Source organism: Streptosporangium sp. NBC_01469, assembly GCF_036227305.1.
Lineage (GTDB): Bacteria > Actinomycetota > Actinomycetes > Streptosporangiales > Streptosporangiaceae > Streptosporangium.
On sequence record NZ_CP109465.1, the window covers coordinates 5020838 to 5040021 of the forward strand.

The 19184-nt window shown below is 74.0% G+C and carries 4 protein-coding genes and 2 pseudogenes; all 6 read right to left on the bottom strand.

Annotated features, from left to right (window positions below; all coding sequences use genetic code 11):
* Window positions 1–119: 119 nt before the first annotated feature.
* A pseudogene (locus OG587_RS47230) lies at window positions 120–1448 on the bottom strand (AMP-binding protein); the annotation flags it as partial.
* Window positions 1425–2693 (bottom strand): annotated as a pseudogene (locus tag OG587_RS47235) (condensation domain-containing protein); the annotation flags it as partial. The pseudogenes OG587_RS47230 and OG587_RS47235, both read right to left, overlap by 24 nt.
* The gene (locus OG587_RS22370; RefSeq protein WP_329093286.1) at window positions 2690–9931 is read right to left on the bottom strand and encodes a non-ribosomal peptide synthetase; all 7242 of its coding nucleotides are present in this window, start codon (window positions 9929–9931) and stop codon (window positions 2690–2692) included. The pseudogene OG587_RS47235 and the gene OG587_RS22370, both read right to left, overlap by 4 nt.
* Complete coding sequence (locus tag OG587_RS22375; RefSeq protein ID WP_329093288.1) at window positions 9924–13292, bottom strand: non-ribosomal peptide synthetase; 3369 nt, start codon at window positions 13290–13292, stop codon at window positions 9924–9926. The genes OG587_RS22370 and OG587_RS22375 overlap by 8 nt, the downstream gene beginning before the upstream one ends.
* Complete coding sequence (locus OG587_RS22380; RefSeq protein ID WP_329093291.1) at window positions 13289–13498, bottom strand: MbtH family protein; 210 nt, start codon at window positions 13496–13498, stop codon at window positions 13289–13291. Before OG587_RS22380 ends, OG587_RS22375 begins: the two co-directional genes overlap by 4 nt.
* On the bottom strand, window positions 13495–19038 hold the full coding sequence (locus OG587_RS22385) for a type I polyketide synthase (RefSeq protein ID WP_329093293.1): 5544 nt from the start codon (window positions 19036–19038) through the stop codon (window positions 13495–13497). Before OG587_RS22385 ends, OG587_RS22380 begins: the two co-directional genes overlap by 4 nt.
* Between the last annotated feature and the right edge of the window lie 146 nt (window positions 19039–19184).

Here is a 19184-nt window from a genome sequence, read left to right on the forward strand (position 1 = left end):
TCGCCGTCGGGTCGCCATCGGGCGCGGTCTCCGGTGGCGTACAGGCGGGAGCCGGGTGGTCCGTGGGGGTCGGGGAGGAAGCGTTCGGCGGTGAGGGCCGGGCGGCCGAGGTAGCCGCGGGCCAACTGGACCCCGCCGATGAACAGCTCGCCCGGGGTGCCCACGGGTGCCCGTCCGAACCGCTCGTCGAGCACCTCAAGGCGGGTGTTGTCGACCGGGCGGCCGATCGGGACCACCTGCTCGGCGGGGTCGCACCGGTGCCAGGAGACGTCGACCGCGGCCTCGGTCGGCCCGTAGAGGTTGTGCAGCTCCACCCCGGGAAGCCGCTCGGCGAAGCGGCGCACCAGGTCGGCGGGGAGCGCCTCACCCGAACACACCACCCTGCGCAGACCACCCGCGCCCGGCCCGTCCACAGCCGGGACGCCCGTGTCCGGCCCGTTCGCGTCCGGCCTGCCCACGACCAGACCGTCCGCGCTCAGCCTGTCCGCGCCGGGCTCGCCCGCGTCCGGCCCGTTCGCGCCCAGCCTGTCCGCGACCAAGTTGTCCGCGTCCGGTCCGTCCACGGCCGGGACGCCCAGTGCCTCCAGGCCGGGCGTGTCGAGGAACGGATCCAGCATGGACGGTACGAAGTGCGCCGTGGTGACCCCCTCGGCGCCGATCAGCTCGGTGAGGTAGCCGGGCTCGTAGTGCCCGCCGGGCCTGGCCACCACCAGTCCCGCGCCGGTGACCAGCGGCCAGAACAGCTCCCACACCGACACGTCGAACGAGACCGGCGTCTTGTGCAGGACCCGATCCGCCGGGGTGAGCCCGTACGTCTCCTGCATCCAGCGCAGCCGGTTGACGATCGCCCGGTGCGACACCCCGACACCCTTGGGCCGCCCAGTCGACCCCGACGTGAAGATCACGTACGCGAGCGAGTCCGGCGGATCCTCCTGCGAGGGGACCCCGGAGGGATCCTCCGAGGCGGTGGGCAGCAGGACGACCCGCGTACCCCCGGGAGCCTCGCCCGCCAGGTCGGCGGAGGTCAGCAGCACCGAGGCGCCCGCGTCGTCGAGCATGCCCCGCACCCGCCCGGCCGGGTGACCGGGCTCCAGCGGCAGGTAGGCACCCCCGGCGGCGAGGACGCCCAGCAGCGCGGCGGGCAGGTCCGCGCTCCGTTCGAGCAGCACCCCCACCGGCCGGTCGCGTGACACCCCGGCGCGGCGCAGCTCCCCGGCGATCGCCAGGGCCCGCCCGGCCAGCTCACGGTAGGTGGTCCACGAGCCTTCGAAACCCACGGCCGGGGCGTCGGGCGTCAGTTTCGCCTGCTCGAACACCAGGCCGTGCAGCGTGCCGCCCGGGTGCTCGCGCCCGGTGGCGTTCCAGCGGTCGATCGCCTCGTTCTCCGCCCTGCCCACGCCGGGCTCGCCGGTCAGGGCATCGATCACCCGCCCGGCCAGGGACTCCATCTGCTCCGGCGGGAACTGGGAGGCGTCGTAGGAGACCGTGAGGGTGAGGCCGCCGCCGGGCACCCGGACGAAGGCCACCGTGCACGGCATGTCGGTCTGCTCGAAGAACTCCTGCCCGGTGATCGCCACGCCGTCGCCGGACAGCCCTCCGTACACGTGGAAGTCCCGGAAGTCGAACAGCGTGTCCAGCAGCGGTGAGCGGCCCGCGGCCCGCTGGATCTCGAACAGCGGGTAGCGCCGGTACGGCACCGCGGCCACCTCGGCGTCGAAGACCCGCCTGACCAGTTCGGCCCGGTCGCCCGTGTCGAGGCGGACCCGCAGGGGCAGCGTGTTGAGGAACAGCCCCAGCACCTCGCCGCCGCCCTCGGTCTCCGGCCTGCCGTGGCTGAGGACGCCGGTCATGACCTCCCGCTCGCCGGTGACCAGGCCCAGCGCCGTCACGTACGCGGTCAGCAGGGTCGTGCGCAGCGGGACCCGCAGCTCGCGACTCTGCCGTTCCAGCGCCGCCACCGTCTCGTGGGGCACCGGTACGGCCACCACCTCGGCGGCGCGCGGCCCGCCGGACGGGAACCCGGGCAGCCGGGGCAGGCGGCTCTCCGGGGCGTCCTCGACCCGTTCCCGCCAGAACTCCCGCGCCGTCTCCGAGCCCACCGCGGCCCGCTCGGCCGCCACCAGATCCCTGAACAGGGCTCGCGGCGGGTCGGTTTCGTCGTGCGAGTCGTGCGAGTCGCGCAGGCCGTGCGAGCGGTTCGCGGTGTAGCGGCCCAGTAACTCGGTGACCAGCGCCGCGACGCTCCAGCCGTCGAGGACGGCGTGGTGGAAGCTGAGACTCAGCGCGAACTCGTCGTCGTCCAGCACGTGCGCGTACGCCCGCAGCAGCGGAGGTGACGACCAGTCGAACCCGATGTGCTTCTCGGCCTCCCGCCACGCCGCCAGCCGCTCCCGGGGGCCGTCTCCGTCCGGACCGTCCCCGTCTGGTCGCAGGTCGACGACCTCCAGCGGGATGGTCGCGGTGTCGTGGACGAGCTGCAGCGGCTCGCTGAACCCGGTCAGGTCGAACGAGGTGCGCAGCACCGGGTGCCGGGCCGCGACCCCGGTCAGCGCCCCGGTCAGCGCCGGGACGTCCGGGGCGCCGCGCAGGGTGATGGTCATCAGGTCGTGGTAGGTGGGACCGCCCGGTTCGAGTTCGCTGTGGTAGATCATCCCCGCCTGCAGCGCGGCCAGCGGATATGCGTCCTCGATCATCGCTCGCCCTTCCTGAGCTTGGCCAGATCCGCGGCGCCGAGCATGCCGAACGCCCCGGTCGCGGCCTCCGGCCCCGGTTCCGCCACCGCGGAGGGTCCGGTGTCCGGTGTGTCCAGTACGGCGGCCAGTTCGGCCACGGTCTGGTGGGTGAACAGCCGCTGCAGGTCGAGCCCGTAGCCCAGCCGGCGCAGACGGGCCACCACCGAGAGGCTGCGGATCGAGTCACCTCCGACGCCGAAGAACCCGTCGTGACGGCCGACCTTGTCCAGGCCGAGCACGTCCTGCCACACCTGGGCGACGGCGCGTTCCGCGTCGGTGCGCGGCGGCTCCCAGGGAAGGTCGCCCCGGCCGGGCGGCGGCGGCAGAGCGGTCCGGTCGAGCTTTCCGTTGGGGGTGAGCGGGAGGGCGTCCAGCGTCACCCAGGCGGTGGGGATCATGTGCTCGGGCAGCTCGCCCCTGAGCCACTCGCGGGGATCGGCGTCCACCGGCCCCCGCGCCCCTTCGCGCCGCACCCCGTACCCGACCAGCCGGGCTCCGGCGCCGTCGTGCCAGACGCCGACCGCCGCCGCGCTCAGATCCGGGTGCCCGCCGAGTACGGCCTCGATCTCGCCGGGTTCGACGCGCATGCCGCGGATCTTGGTCTGGGTGTCGAGGCGGCCGAGGTATTCGAGTTCGCCGTCGGGTCGCCATCGGGCGCGGTCTCCGGTGGCGTACAGGCGGGAGCCGGGTGGTCCGTGGGGGTCGGGGAGGAAGCGTTCGGCGGTGAGGGCCGGGCGGCCGAGGTAGCCGCGGGCCAGCTGGACCCCGCCGATGAACAGCTCGCCCGGCGTCCCGACCGGCACCGGGCGCGACGCTCCGTCCAGCACGTACAGGCGGGTGTTGGCCACCGGGCGGCCGATCGGCACGACCTTCTCACCCGGCGTGTAGCGGTGCCAGGAGACGTCGACCGCGGCCTCGGTCGGCCCGTAGAGGTTGTGCAGCTCCACCCCGGGCAACCGCCCGGCCAGCCGCTCCGCGGCCCCCGCCGTCAGCTCCTCGCCACTGCAGATCACCCGGCGCAGCGAGCGGCACTCCTCGATCCGCTCCTCCGCGGTGAAGGCGGCGAGCATCGAGGGGACGAAGTGGACCGTGGTGACCGCCCGCTCGGTGACGAGGTCGCGCAGGTAGGCGGTGTCCCGATGGCCGCCGGGGCGGGCGAGCACCAGGCGCGCCCCGCTGATCAGCGGCCAGAAGAACTCCCACACCGACACGTCGAACCCGGCGGGGGTCTTCTGGAGCACGGCGTCGCTCGCGTCCAGGCCGTACGTCGCCTGCATCCAGCGCAGCCGGTTGACGATCGCCCGGTGCGACACCCCGACACCCTTGGGCCGCCCAGTCGACCCCGACGTGAAGATCACGTACGCGAGCGAGTCGGGCAGATCCCTCGCCCGGCGGCCCGAGTCCCCGGGCCCCGCCGGGGTGTCCTGGGCCGCGGTGAGTTCCACGGCCCCGGCGTCGGCGAGCATGGTGTCGACCCGGCGCTCGGGCAGCCCCGGATCGAGGGGAAGGTAGGCGGCCCCGGCCTTGAGCACGGCGAGCAGCCGTACGGGCAGATCGAGCGAGCGCTCCGCCCGTACGGCGAACACCCTCCCCGCACCCGCACCCGCACCTGTCCCGGTGTCGGTGTCGGTGGCGCGCAGCCGCGCGGCCAGCAGGTCGGCGCGGGCGTTCAGCTCGGCGTAGGTCAGCGTCTCGCCCTCGAAGACCACGGCCGGGGCGCCGGGAGTCCGCGCGGCCTGGGCCTCGACGAGACCGTGCAGCGTCTCCTCCGGCGGGTACGCGGTCTCGGTGGCGTTCCAGCCGGTCAGCACCAGGTCCCGCTCCCCGGGGGAGAGCAGCTCCAGGTCGCCCACGCGGGTCCCCGGAGCGGCGACGGCCGCGCGCAGGAACGTCTCGAAGGACACGGCGAGCCGCTCGACGGTCTCCGGCAGGAACAGGTCGCGGTTGTAGACGAACCTCGCCGCGAGGCCGTCACCGGTCTCCGAGGCGTACAGCTCCAGGTCGAACCGGGTCGAGGTGGTGTCCGGCGCGAACGGCTCGACCACCGGATCGTCCGCCCGACCGGCCGCGAGCCGGGTCTCCTCCCCGGCCGCGGGTTCGGCCATCCGACCGTTCCCCGCCGTGGACGTGCCCCCGGCCACGGGGGCGGTCGCGGGCATCAGGTGCCCGGCCGCCGGTGCGGATCGCCCTGCCGGGACCGTGCCGCCCAGGTAGCTCTGCAGGGCGAAGAGCACCTGCACCACGGGCGGACGGGTGGCGTCCCTGGCCAGGTCCAGTTCGGCGACCAGCTTCTCGAACGGCAGCTCCTGGTGGGAGTAGACCTCCAGGGCGGCGTCGCGGGTGCGGCCGAGCAGCTCGGTGAACGTGGGGTCGCCCTCCAGGCGGGCCCGGAGCGGCAGCAGGTTCACGAACAACCCGACCACGTCCTCGAACTCCGTCCGGTCCCGGCCGGCGACCGGTGAGCCCACCGCGAAGTCGTCCTGTCCCGACCAGCGGGAGAGCACGGCCTGGAACCCGGAGAGCAACGCCATGTAGAGGGTCGCGCCGCCTTCCCTCGCCAGTTCGCCGAGCGCCCCTGTGAGCCCGGCGTCCAGTCGCAGGTCGTGCCAGGCACCCCGGTGCCCCTGCCGAGTCGGCCTGGGCCGGTCGAGGGGGAGTTCGAGCGGGGGCAGCGCGGACAGCTCCTCCCGCCAGAACTCCAGGTGCCGTTCCAGCCGCGGCCCGGCCAGGCGCTCGCGCTGCCAGAGCGCGTAGTCGCCGTACCCGACACGTGGCTCCGGACGGCCGCCACGAACGTCACGGCCGTGCTCGTCACGCCCGTCACGCCCGTCACGCCCGTCACGCCCGTCACGCCCGTCACGCCCGTCACGCCCGTCACGCCCGTCGTGCCCGTCGTGCTTGTCTCGCCCGTCGTGCCCGGAGAGCAGCTCGTCCAGCAGGATCTCCGCCGACCAGCCGTCGGCCACGATGTGGTGTACGGCGACCAGCAGCACGTGGTCCTCGGAGGAGAGCCTGACCAGGGTCACCCGGAGCAGCGGGCCGTCGGCGAGGTCGAAGGGGCGTGCCGCGTCGGCGCTGACGATCCGCCGCGCCTCCGCCTCCGCCTTCGTGTGCGCCCCCGCGGGTGCCCCCGCGTTCGCCGCCGTTTCCGTCGGCTCCGAACCCGCCTGTGTCCCGGCCCGCGCCCGTGCCCGTACCTCCGTCTCCGTTCCGGAGTCGGCCGCCGAGACGGTTCCCGGCAAGGCCGATCCCCCTGAGGTCGATCCCGTCAAGAGCGTCCCCGCCGACGATCCCGTCTCGACGACGCGGATCGCGATCCGTGCCTCCGGGGCCCCGGCCGGGACGATCCGTACCTCGGGCCTCCCGTCGGAGGAGGCGGGGAAGCGCATCCGCAGGCTCTCGTGCCGCGTCACGGCGGCGTCCAGTCTCGCGCCCAGCGCCGCGAGGTCCAGCGGCCCGCGCAGCCGTGCCGCGGCGGGCAGCACGTAGGCGCCGGTCCCGGGACTGAACTGCTCCATGAACCAGAGCCGTTCCTGCGCGAACGACAGCGGTGGCGTCGTGCCCTCCGGGCGCCGCACCGGTCCGGGGCCCACCCCGGAACCCGCGCCGGGCCCGGCCTCCGCCAGCGCGTCCAGCGCCTGCGCCAGCCTCCGTACGGACGGGTGGCTGAAGGCCAGCTTCAACGGCACGTCCAGGCCGGTCGCCGCCGAGAGCCTGGCGATCGTCCTGGTCGCCAGCAGCGAGTGGCCACCGAGCTGGAAGAAGTCATCGAGTGCTCCCACTCGCTCCACCCCCAGGACCTCGGCCCACACCGAGCACACCAGCTCCTGCGTGGCGGTCTCCGGGGGCAGGTACCCCTCACCCGAGCGGTGCTCGGGGGCGGGCAGCGCGCCCTGGTCGACCTTCCCGCTCGGCGTGAGCGGGATGTGCCCGACCTCCACCACGGCACTCGGCACCAGGTGCGGCGGCAGCTCCGCCGCGAGACGCTCCCGCAGTTCCCCGGCGTCGGACCGGTTCCCGGACCGCTCGCGGCTGCCTTCCACCCGGCCGATGCCGCCGTCGATCGGCCGCCCGTCGGTCGTCCTTTCGGCCGCCCGCCCGTCGACTGTCCTCTCGGTGGCCCGCTCCTCGGTCGGCCCCCCGTCGGCGGTCCGCTCGTCGGCGGTCCGGTCGGTCCGGTCGGTCCGGTCGGTCCGGTCGGTTCGGTCGGTTCGTACGACGTAGGCGACCAGGCGGCGGTCGCCGGGAGTGTCCTCCCTGACCGTCACGGTCGCCTGGCCCACCCACGGGTGGGCCAGCAGGCGGGCCTCGATCTCGCCGGGCTCCACGCGGTAGCCCCGGATCTTGACCTGGCGGTCGAGGCGGCCGAGGATCTCCAGGCGCCCGTCGGGCCGGAACCTGGCCCGGTCGCCGGTGCGGTACAGGCGCGAACCGGCCGGACCGTACGGGTCGGGCACGAAGCGTTCCGCCGTCGGGGCGGGCGACCCCAGGTAGCCACGAGAGAGCCCGTCTCCGCCGACGCACAGCTCGCCGGGCACGCCGACGGGCACCCGCGCGCCGTACTCGTCCAGCACGTGGACGCGGGTGGCGGACAGCGGATGACCCACGGTGGGTCGCCTGGACGCCTCGGTGGGGTCGAGCTCACCGGCGGTGGCGATGATCGTCGTCTCGGTCGGCCCGTAGCTGTTGACCAGGGTGACGCGCTCGCCGTGAGCCTCGTACCAGGCGGCGAGCGCCGGTCCCGGCAGCGGGTCGGCGCCCAGGATCAGCAGGCGCAGCGCGGGCGGCCAGGAGGTCCGGGCGGCGACCAGCTCCTGCCAGTAGGAGGTGGGCAGGTCCATCACCGTCAGCGACGAGCCCCGCGAGGTCCGCAGGAAGTCGGGAAGCGGCTCGTCGGGGGCGAGCACCAGCTCGGCCCCCGAGGTGAGCGCCGGATAGATCTCCTCGGCGTGCGTGTCGAAGCCCACGGAGGCGAACTGGAGCACCCGGTCGTCCGGCCGGATGCCGTACTCGGCGCGCATCCACGCCACCCGCGTGTCCAGCGCCCGCCGCTCGACCTGCACGCCCTTGGGAGTGCCGGTCGAACCGGAGGTGTAGATCACGTACGCCACGTTCCCCGGCCCGCCGGGCCTGGTCACCCGGCCGTCTTCGGTGGGTGTCCGGGCGCCGTGCTCGCCCGGCCGGTGGGGGTGGGCGCCGGGCGGTGAGCCGTCCTCGGCGCCCTGACCGTCCCCGGTGTGTGAGCTCTCTCCGGTGGCGGAGCCGTCCGCGACGCCGGCGAGCGGCATCGTCGGCAGGTCGCACCCCGGCGGGCCGTCCTGGGAGAGCAGCAGCGCGGCTCCGCTGTCGCGCAGCATCCAGCGCAGGCGCTCGGCCGGGTAGGCGGGGTCGAGCGGAAGGTAGGCGCCTCCCGCCATGGCCGTCGCCAGCAGTGCCACGACCAGCTCGGGACCGCGCCGGGCGCACACCGCGACCACGGTCTCGGGGCCGATCCCCGCCGAGGTCAGTCGTGCCGCCAGCCTCGCGGCGCGCTCGTGCAGCTCGGCGTAGTTCAGCCGCCGGTCGCCGTGGCTGACCGCCACCGCGTCCGGCGCCAGCCGCACCCGCTCCTCGAACAGCTCGATCACCCCGGCCACTCCCGCGCCTCCGGCCGGACCGGCCGCCGCCCCGCCCACGAGCCCGGGGGCCGCGGACAGAGCGTTGGGCAGAGCGGTGGACAGGGACGCGGTGACGGCGGGCAGGCGGTCCTCGGGGAGCAGCATCGCGGCCCGCAGGCGGGACAGCGGGATGTCGGGGTCGTCGGCCACGGCCTCCAGGACGCGCTCGTACCTGCGCAGCATCCTGGCCACCGTCTCCGGTTCGAACAGGTCGGCGTTGTAGGACAGCAGCGCGTACAACGACTCCGAGCGGGGTGTCACGTCGAGCATCAGGTCGAACTTGGCCTGCCGCGCGCCCGGGTCGAACACGTCGGTCTCGATGCCGGGCATGACCAGCTCGGACGCCTCCTTGTCCTGCATCACGAACATCGCCTGGAACAGCGGCGTGGTGCTCAGGTCGCGCTCGACGTGCAGCTCGTTGAGCAGCCGCTCGAACGGGATGTCCTGGTGGGCGAAGGCGTCGAGCACCGTCGCCCGGACACGGCCCAGCAGCTCCCTGAAGCCGGGGTCGCCCGACAGGTCGCCGCGGAGCGCGAGCGTGTTGGGGAAGAACCCGACGATCCGCTCCAGCTCCGGGCGTTCCCGCCCGGCGATCACCGACCCCACGCACACGTCGTCCTGCCCGGAGTGGGCGCCGAGCAGCGCCTGGAAGGCGGCCAGCAGCACCATGAACGGGGTGCACCGCTCGTCCCTGGCCAGCCGGTCCAGCCGGGCGGTCAGCTCCCGCCCGATCCGCCGTGCCGCGTAGTCGCCGTTGGACGACTTCACCGGCGGCCTGGGCCGGTCGGCGGGGACGTCCAGCGCGGGTACCCCGGCCAGTTGCCCGCTCCAGTAGTCGAGCTGGCGGCGCACGCCCTCCTCGTCCAGCAGCTCGCGCTGCCAGGCCGCGTAGTCGGCGTACTCCAGCACCGGCGCGGGCAGGTCCGGCTCGCGTCCCTCCAGGTACGCGCCGTAGCAGGTGGCGAGCTCGCCCAGCAGGATCTTCAGCGACCAGCCGTCGGCCACGATGTGGTGCAGCACCACGCACAGCACGTGGTCGGTCTCCGACAGGGTGACCAGGTGGACCCGCAGCAGCGGCCCGGCCGCCAGGTCGAACGGGCGGTTGGTGAGGTCGGCGACCAGCTCGGTCGCGCGGGCCTCCCGTTCGGCGGCGGGCATCCGGGTGAGGTCGATCAGGTCGGGCTCGATCGGCCGGGGCGGCTCGATCTCCTGCACCGGGCTGCCCTCACGCGAGGTGAAGCGGGCGCGCAGGGTCTCGTGCCGCTCCACCAGGCGGCCGAGCGCGTACCCGAGCGCCTCGACCGAGACGTGCCCGCGCAGCCGCTGCACCATGAACATGTTGTACGAGGCGTCGGACGGGTCCAGTTGCTGCAGGAACCACAGCCGCTCCTGGCCGAACGACAGGGGCGGCGGCCCGTCGCCGTCCGCGCGCCGGGGGATGCCCGACGGCCGCCGCGGCGGCGGTTGCCGCCGCAGCCTCTCCTCCAGCGCGGCCCGTTGTTCCGGGCTGAGCCGCGCCAGCCTTGCCCTCAGGTCACTCATCCGCGGGGTCCTCCAGCGCCGCGAGCAGCGCCGCCAGCTCCTCGTCGTCGTTCCCGAGCTGCAGCTCCAGTACGGCGAGGGCGTGCTCGGTCACCGTGGTGATCTCGAAGCACCGCCGCAGCGGCATCTCCACGCCGTACGTGTCCCGGTAGCGGGTGACCAGCAGCACCGCGAGCAGCGAGTGGCCGCCGAGCTGGAAGAAGTCGTCCTCGACGCCGATGCGCTCCCGGCCGAGCAGCTCGCCCCACAGGGCGCACAGCTCGGTCTCCAGCGGGGTGCGCGGCTCCGTGTACGGCGTGCCGAGGTCGGCCCGGCCCGAGCCGGTCGGCGCGGGCAGCGCGCCCCGGTCGAGCTTGCCGCTCGGGCCGAGCGGGATGTCGTCGATCCCGACGAACGCCTGCGGGATGAGCGCGGCGGGCAGTTTTCTGGCGAGCGTCCTGCGCAGCTCCGCGGTGAGCGCCGAGGCGTCTCCCGACCAGTCGACGTACCCGACCAGCCCGCGCCCACCGGGGGCGTCGTCGCGCAGTGCCACGACCGCCCGGCGCACCCGGGGGTGTTCGGCGATCACGGCCTCGATCTCGCCGAGCTCGACCCGCCAGCCGTGCACCTTCACCTGGTCGTCCATCCGTCCCAGGAACTCGAGGCTCCCGTCGGCGCGAACCCTCGCCAGGTCGCCGGTCGCGTACAGCCGCGAGCCGGGCGGCCCGTACGGGTCGGGTACGAACCGCTCGGCCGTCAGGCCGGGCCGGTCCGCGTAGCCGCGCGCCACCTGGACGCCGCCGATGTGCAGGTGCCCGGGTACGCCGACCGGCGCCGGCTGGAGCAGGTCGTCCAGCACGTGCAGGCGGTTGCCCGGCATGGGCGGGCCGATGGGCAGCGTGTGCCGCGTGCCCGCCCCCTCCGGCTCCACCCGCCAGGCGGTCACGTCGACCGCCGCCTCCGTCGGCCCGTAGAGGTTGTGCAGCTCCACCCCGGGCAGCCGCTCGAAGAAGCGGGCGGCCAGGTGCGGCGGCAGTTCCTCTCCGCTGCAGATCACCCGCTTCAGCGAGCGGCACGACTCGATGCCGGTCTCCTCCAGGAACAGGGCCAGCATCGAGGGGACGAAGTGCGCGGTGCTCACCGAGTGCGCCTTGATCAGGTCGCGCTGGTGGTTGGGGTCGCGGTGCCCGCCCGGCCGGACCGGTACCAGGGACGCCCCCGTTACCAGCGGCCAGAAGAACTCCCAGACCGACACGTCGAAGCTCGTCGGGGTCTTCTGCAGGACCGCCTCGGCCGGGGTGAGGCCGAACCGGTCCTGCATCCAGGCGAGCCGGTTGACGATGCCCCCGTGGGTGTTGACGACGCCCTTGGGACGCCCGGTCGAACCCGAGGTGTAGATCACGTACGCGGCGTCGTCGGGACCGGCCACCGGAAGCGCCGTTCCTGGGGGCTGCGATCCCCAGGTGTCGGGCGCGTCCAGCAGCACCGGTTTGACGGCGCCTTCGGGGAGCAGGTCGCGCAGGTGGCGCTGGGTCAGCATCACCCGGGCCCCGCTGTCGGCCAGCATGAACGCCAGCCGCGACGGCGGGTACTCCGGGTCGAGGGGGACGTACGCCCCGCCCGCCTTGAGCACCGCGAGCAGGCCGACGACCAGTTCGGCCGACCGCTCGGCGCACACCGCCACCGGGCTGCCCCGCCCGACCCCGATCCCGCGCAGCCAGTGGGCGAGCCGGGTGGCGCGCTCGTCCAGTTCCGCGTACGTCAGCGTGGCGTCGCCGGTGACCACGGCCGGAGCGTCCGGAGTCCTGGCCACCTGAGCCTCGATCAACGAGGTCAACGAGGTCGGCGAACTCGCCGGGGCTGGAGTCGTGCCGGCCCCGGCGGCACCACCGACGTCCCGGGCGACGATGCCCTCGGCACCGCCGACGTCGCGGGTGTCGCCCCTACCGGCACCACCGACGTCCCGGGCGCCGGCCGGATCGGTCACGCCCGCCGGGCCACCCAGGAGGTGCACGGCACGCCCCGGGTCCTCGCCGACGCCGAGCGCGACGACGCGGTCCCGTTCCGCGGGGGTCAGCAGCGGCAGCCGGGAGATCGGCGTCCCCGGGTCGGCGACCGCGGCCTCGACCAGCGTCTCCAGGCAGGCGCCGAACCGCTCGATCGTGGACGGGTCGAACAGGTCGGTGCTGTACTCCAGGCGGGTGTGCAGCCGCCCTCCGCGCATGTTGAGGTCCAGCTGCAGGTCCACCTTGGCGGTGCCGTTGGCGATCTGGCCCTCGTTGGTGTCGCCGGCCAGGTTGAACATCACCTGGTAGATCGGCGGCACGCTCAGATCCCTGGTCGGCTGGAGCGCCTCCACCAGCCGTTCGAACGGCAGCTCCTGGTGGTCCAGGGCCTCGGCGACCGTGGTGCGCACCCGCCCGGCCGCCTCGGCGAACGTCGGGTCGCCGGTCAGGTCGGCGCGGAGCGCCACGGCGTTGACGAACATGCCGATGACGGGTTCGGTCTCCGGCAGCAGCCGCCCCGCGATGGGGGTGCCCACCACGACGTCGTACTGCCCCGACCAGCGGGACAGCACGGTCGCGAACGCGGTGAGCATGACCGTGAACAGTGTCGAGTTCAGGTCCTTGGCCAGGCGCTGGATCCCGGCCGACACCTCCGGGGAGAACGCGCCCAGCTGCATCTCACCCCGGTAGGAGCGGCTGCGCGGGCGCGGCCGGTCGGCGGGCAGGGCGAGGTCGGACGGGATCCCGGCCAGCCGCTCCCGCCAGTGCGCCAGCTCCTCCTTGACGAACTTCCCGGTCAGCCGGTCCCGCTGCCAGACGGCGAAGTCGGCGAACTGGATGGGCAGCTCCGCCAGCTTGGGCTCGCGTCCCTCGCCGATGGCGTCGTAGCACTCCTCCAGCTCGTTGACGAAGATGTGGCTGGAGACGCCGTCGAACACGGTGTGGTCGAACACGCAGATCAGCCGCAGGTCGTCGTCGGCCATTCGTACCTGCCGCAGCCGCCACAGCGGCGCCCGGTCCAGGACGAACGGCGTGACGGAGTCCGACTTGGCCAGCCGGGCGAGCTCGGCCTCGCGCAGGTCGGCGGGCAGGTGGGTGAGGTCGGTCTCGGTGAGCCGCACCGGGGGGACGGCGCCGCTGACGATCTGCACCACCTGACCGTCCCTGAACTCGAAGACGGTGCGCAGCACCTCGTGGCGGCGTACCACGTGGGCGACGGCCGCCTCCAGCCGGCGCGGGTCGACCGGCTGGCGGGCGCTCATCGGCATGAGCATGCCGATGTTGTAGACGGCGAGCTCGGGCTCGAAGCGGGCGAGGAACCACATCCGTTCCTGCCCGGAGGAGGACGGGAAGACGTCCACCACCTGTTCGGTCATCCCGCGTCTCCCGCTTTCATCGCCTCGCGCAGGCTGCGCGGACGCATGTCGGTCCAGACCTGCTCGATGTGGGCCAGGCACTCGTCCTTGGTGCCGGTGAAGCCCGCGTCGTGCCAGCCGTCCGGGTTGTCGCGGCCCGAGGGCCAGATGGAGTACTGCTCCTCGTCGTTGAGAACGACCTTGGTGTCGGGAAGGGATCCGCTCACTGCTGCTCACTCCTGCGGGGGAGACGGGGAATCATGCTCTGGTTCGCGGCCGGGGCGGTCTCCGCCGCCGGCGTGGTGGCGCGTGCCTGCTCGATCAGCGAGGTGACCCCGGCCACCGTGGGCTCCTCGAAGAGGCTGCGCATCGGCAGCCGTACGCCCAGCTCCTTGCGGATGAGGGCGATGAGCTGCACGGCGATCAGCGAGTTGCCGCCGAGCTCGAAGAAGTCGTCGTCGACGCCGATGCGCTCGCCGCCGAGCACCTCGCTCCACAGCCGGGCGATGGCGGTCTCGACGTCGCCGCGCGGCGCCACGTAGTCGTCGGCCGCCGCGCCGCCGGGACGGGGGCGGTCCGACACGGCGGCCGGGTCCAGCTCCGTCTCGACCGTTTCCTGGGTGACCGACCCGACACCGGCCAGGTAGGCGGCCACCGGGGTCGCGGCGATCACCACCTGCGCGCCGAGGGGGGTGGCCAGCAGCCGGTGGAACGCCTCGGCGCCCTCGGCGGGGCGGATGCCGACCGCGTCGGGCCCTCCGGCGGTCGTCGCGACCTGGCCGCCCTGGTCGGGGACGGTGACCGTGCCCGCCCGCTGGGCTCCGGCGTCGGCCGTCACCCCGGCCACCACGGCGTCGGTGTTGATGCGGCGCAGCACGTAGTCGGAGATCTCGGTGACGATCGTGCCGCCTGCGTCGATGAGCGTCACGTCGACCGCCAGCACCTCGTCGGTGCCGCTGTCGCGGAAGCGCATGTGGCTCCAGAACCTGCCGGGCAGCCGGTCCCTGACGGTGATGCGGCCGTAGCCGAGCGGCAGGTAGTGGCCGACGACGTCGATCCAGGTGAAGGAGGTGGCGCTGTCGAGCAGTGCCGGGTGCAGGCCCCAGCCGTCCAGGTCCTCCGACAGCTCCTCGGGCAGCTCGAACAGTCCCAGGGCCTCGTTCTGGCCGATGTACCACTTGCTCATGTGCCCCCAGTGGGGGCCGAGCGTCAGCAGCCCGGACAGCGGTACGCCGCCCTGCTCTTCGGACGCGGGGGTGCAGCGCTCGATGATCGCCGCCACGTCGGCGTGCCCGGCGGGCCCGGCGTCGACCTTGGCAGCGGTGCCGCGCGCGTGGGTGCGCTGCTCGCCGCCGATGACGCTGCGCACCTGGAAGTCCGCGCCGTCCGCCTCGGTGCTGAACGTCACCCGTACCTCCGCGGAGGACCCGTCGGCCACCGAGAGCGGTTCGACGAACACCACGTCGCGCAGCTCGACGGCGCCGGGGCCGGGCAGCACCACCTCGCTGGCGCAGCGGGCCAGCTCCAGGTGCCCGGTGCCCGGCAGCACCGGCACCCCGGAGATGCGGTGCCCGCCGAGCGCCCAGTGGGTCTCGGGGGAGAGGCTGCCCCCGGCCCAGCCGAGCCCCTCGCCGTCGGCCTCGTGCCAGGCGGACAGCACGGGGTGGTCGACGGCCCTGATCCGGTCGCCGCGCTGCAGCGCCACGAACCCGGCCGGGGCGGCGACCTCCGCCGCCATGCCGACCTCCAGCCACTTGCCCCAGTTGGCGGAGACGACCGTGGCCGCGCCCCAGCCGTGCTCGCCCCTGGCGTGCGCGTCGAGGAAGTTGTTGGCCGCGCAGTAGTCGACCTGGCCGAAGCCGCCCGCGACCGCGGTGATCGACGAGCAGAGCACGACGGCCTCCAGGTCGAGGTCGGCGAAGGCCTCGCGCAGCGCGAGCGTGCCGACCACCTTGGGTGCCAGCACCTCCTCGGCGGCGGCCCGCTCCTTGATCTCGGCCATGCCGCCGCCGGGCAGTCCCGCGGCGTGCACGATCACGTCCACCCGGCCGAACCCGGCGATCGTCTCCTCCCGCACCCGGCGCATGTCGGCGGGGGAGGTGACGTCGGCGGCGAGCACCAGGACCTCGGCCCCGGCCTCCTCCATCCTGCGGATCGCGGCGATCGCCCGGCCCGCGCGGCCGGCCTCGTGCGCGTCCCACTCCGCCCGGTCGGGCAGCCCGGCCCTGGACAGCAGGACCAGCCGTACCCGGGCCCGCGAGGCCAGGTCCTCGGCGAGCGAGACGCCGATGCCGCCCAGGCCGCCGGTGATCAGGTAGACCTGCCCGTCGCGGGGACCGGCCTGCCCCCCGATCGCCTCAGCTGTCTCCGCAGAAGACGCGGGCACCTCCAGCTGCTCGTAGTGCTGCAGCCAGCGGCGGCCACCCCTGACGCTCACGGTGGGCAGCAGCCCCGCCTCGTCCGGCTCCGGCCTCCTGCCCAGCTCCGCGGCGGCGTGCCTGATCCAGTCGCGTCCCTCGACGTCGACGTGGCGCACCCGCAGCCACGGCGTCTCCAGCGGCACCACCCGGGGGAACCCGGCGAGCGTCGCGTGCTCCGGGCGGAGCAGGTCGCCGCCGGTGACGTCCTGGGCCCCCGAGGTGAGCAGGGCCAGCTCCACCCCGTCCGCGGCGTCCGCGGGCTGCGCCGCGGTCAGCGCCTGCACCAGGGCCAGCACGCTGAAGAAGCCCCGGTCCTGGGCCCGCCAGGTCTCCTCGGCCCCGGCGGCGGGCTCGTCGCCGACGGTCCACGCGTGGACCACCCGGCCCGGCACCTCGCCGACGGCCGCCAGCAGCGCGTCGTAGTCGGCGCGCTCGGAGGGACGCACGGTGTAGACGCCCCCCGAATTCTCGGGGTTCTCCGAGGAGAACCCGTCGCCGGGCCGCACCTCGATCACCTCGGCCCCCGTCGCGCGCAGCGCGTCCACCAGCCCGGCCGAGCCGTCGTCGGCGAACACCAGGGCCCGGGTGACCGGCGACAGCGGCACCGGTCCCGGCGGGACCTGCCGCCACACCGGCACGCTGAACCAGCGGTCCAGCGGCAGGTCGTCCTCGACCGGCGCGGGGTTGGCCACGCCGCCGACGAACGCCCCCTGCGGGTCGGGGTCGATCCAGGCGCGCTGGCGCTCCCACGGGTAGGTCGGCAGCGAGACCCGGCGGCCCTCCTCGCCGAACGCCTCCAGCGCGACGCCGTTCACCCACAGGGTGCCGTACGCGGCCGACAGCACGGCCACGTCGCCACCGACGTCCTTGGGGCCGGGCAGGGAGGGCAGCGGCGCGACCGCGCCCGGCGGGGTCTGCGCCCTGGCCAGCCCGGCCAGCTGCCTGCCGGGACCGCACTCGATCATGATCCAGTCGCCGTCGGCGAGCAGGGCCGCCACGCAGTCGCCGAACAGCACCGGCTCGCGCAGGTGCCGGGCCCAGTACGACGGGTCCGTCGCCTCGTCCGCGGTGATCCAGGTGCCGGTCACGTTCGACAGGAACGGCAGGCTCGGCGCCGACCGCTCGACGCCGGCGACCAGCGCGCGGAACTCGCCCAGGATCGGGTCCATCATCGAGGAGTGGAAGGCGTGCGAGGTGCGCAGCTCCATCCGCCCGATGCCCTCCTCCTTCAGCAGGGCCGCCAGCTCGGCGATCGAGGCCGGCGGACCGGCCACCACGCACGTGCCGGGGCCGTTGACGGTCGCCACCGACACGTCGTCGGGCAGCAGCGGCCCGATCTCGTCCGGCGCGAGCTGCACGGCGAGCATGGCCCCCGCGGGCATGCCCTGCATCAGGCGGCCCCTGGCGGCCACCAGCCGCAGCGCGTCCGGCAGGCTGAAGACCCCGGCCACGGTCGCCGCGACGTACTCGCCGATGCTGTGGCCGATCATCCCGGCGGGCTCGGCGCCCAGCGAGCGCCAGAGCGTGGCCAGGGCGTACTCCACGGTGAACAGGGCGGGCTGGGTCAGCGCCGTCCGTCGCAGCCGCTCGCCTGCCTCCCCGCCGGTGGCGAAGATCAGCTCACGCAGGTCCTCGCCCAGCACGGGCCGCAGGATCTCGGCGCACTCGTCGACCGCGTCCCTGAAGACTTTCTCGGTGCGGTACAGCTCGGCGCCCATGCCCGCGTACTGCGAGCCCTGCCCGGAGAACAGGAACGCCGGGCGCGGGGTGCGCCGGGAGACGGCGCCGGAGACCGTCCGCTTGGGGTCGCGGAGCGCGGCGATCGCGTCGGCGACGTCGGAGGCCACCACCGCGCTCCTGCGCGACAGCTCCCTGCGCCCCACCCGCAGGGTGTGGGCGACGTCGGCCAGGTCGGTGTCGGGATGGGCCTCCAGGTGCGCGGCCAGGCGCTCGGCGGCGGCGGCCAGCGCGGTGTCGGTCCTGCCCGACAGCCGCAGCAGGTGCGCCGGGCGGGGCTCGCGCTCCTCGCGGGCCGGTGCCGGGGCCTCCTCCAGCACGATGTGCGCGTTGGTGCCGCCGATGCCGAACGAGCTGACGCCCGCCCGCCGGGGGAAGCCGTTGCGCTCCCACTTGGTCGGCGTCCCCGTCACGTAGAACGGGCTCCGCGTGAAGTCGATCTTCGGGTTGGGGCTCTCGTAGTGCAGCGTGGGCGGGATCAGCCCGTTCTCCAGGGCGAGGATCGCCTTGATGATGCTGGCGATGCCCGCCGACTGGCCCAGGTGGCCGATGTTGCTCTTGACCGAGCCGATGCCGCACCACTGGGTGTCGTCGGTGTCCTGGCCGAACACGCTGCTCAGCGCCGCGACCTCGATCGGGTCGCCCAGCGCGGTGCCCGTGCCGTGCGCCTCGACGTAGGTGATCGTGCGCGGGTCGATCCCGCCCACCCCGAGTGCCTGGGCGATCACCGCGGCCTGGCCGTCCATGCTGGGCGCGGAGAACCCGACCTTGCTCGCGCCGTCGTTGTTGATCGCGTTGCCGAGGATGACCGCCCGGACGTTGTCGCCGTCCTCGATCGCCTCCGACAGCCGCTTCAGCACGACCACGCCGCCGCCGCTGCCCCAGATCGTCCCGGCCGCCTTGGCGTCGAAGGCCCGGCAGTGGCCGTCGGGGGAGACGATGCCGTCCTCGTCGTACACGTACCCCTGGCCCTGTGGCAGGTCGAGCATCGCGCTGCCCGCCAGGGCCATGTCGCACTCGCCGTTGCGCAGGGCCTCGGCGGCGACGTGGATCGCGACCAGCGAGGTCGAGCACGCGGTGTGCAGGGTGTAGCTCGGGCCGCGCAGGTCCAGCTTGTACGACGACAGCGTGGCGCAGTAGTCGACGTGGTTGCCGACCATGACGGCGAGCCAGCCCGCGTTCGCGTGGGCCTGCGCGTTGCTCCTGATATTGATCCACTGGTAGAAGTCCGAGCCGGAACCGGCGTAGACGCCGATCTCGCCCGGATACCTGAACGGGTCGTACCCCGCGTCCTCCAGGGCCGTGTGCGACAGTTCGAGGAAGAGCCGGTGCTGCGGGTCCCGGATCTCCGCCTCCCTGATCGACATGCCGAAGAACGCGGCGTCGAACCCCTGGTGGTCGTCGAGCATCATCGCGGCCGGTACGAAGTCCGGGTCGTCGAGGATGTGGTCGGGCACGCCGAGCGCCCGCTGCTCCTCGCGGGTGAAGTGCGTCAGCGACTCGACTCCGTCGGCGAGGTTGTGCCAGAACTGCCTGGCGTCCCCGGCTCCCGGCACCCGGCACGAAAGGCCAATGATCGCGATCGGTTCAACGGTGGGCTCCTCGGCCATGCGGGGGTCCCTTTCTTTCTTGCCGGGCGCGGTCGGCGCCGGCGCGGGGGGTTGGACGGGTATCGACTCGGTTGCCGGTACGGAAGGTCGTGCGGGTTCCGGCTGGATCGCCGGTCCGGTCACCGGCTCGCTGGTCTGCCGGGTCG

Coding starts and splice junctions, on each gene's coding strand:
- OG587_RS22385 (WP_329093293.1), bottom strand. CDS start 19,038: ATGGCCGAGGAGCCCACCGTTGAACCGATCGCGATCATTGGCCTTTCG.
- OG587_RS22375 (WP_329093288.1), bottom strand. CDS start 13,292: ATGACCGAACAGGTGGTGGACGTCTTCCCGTCCTCCTCCGGGCAGGAA.
- OG587_RS22370 (WP_329093286.1), bottom strand. CDS start 9,931: ATGAGTGACCTGAGGGCAAGGCTGGCGCGGCTCAGCCCGGAACAACGG.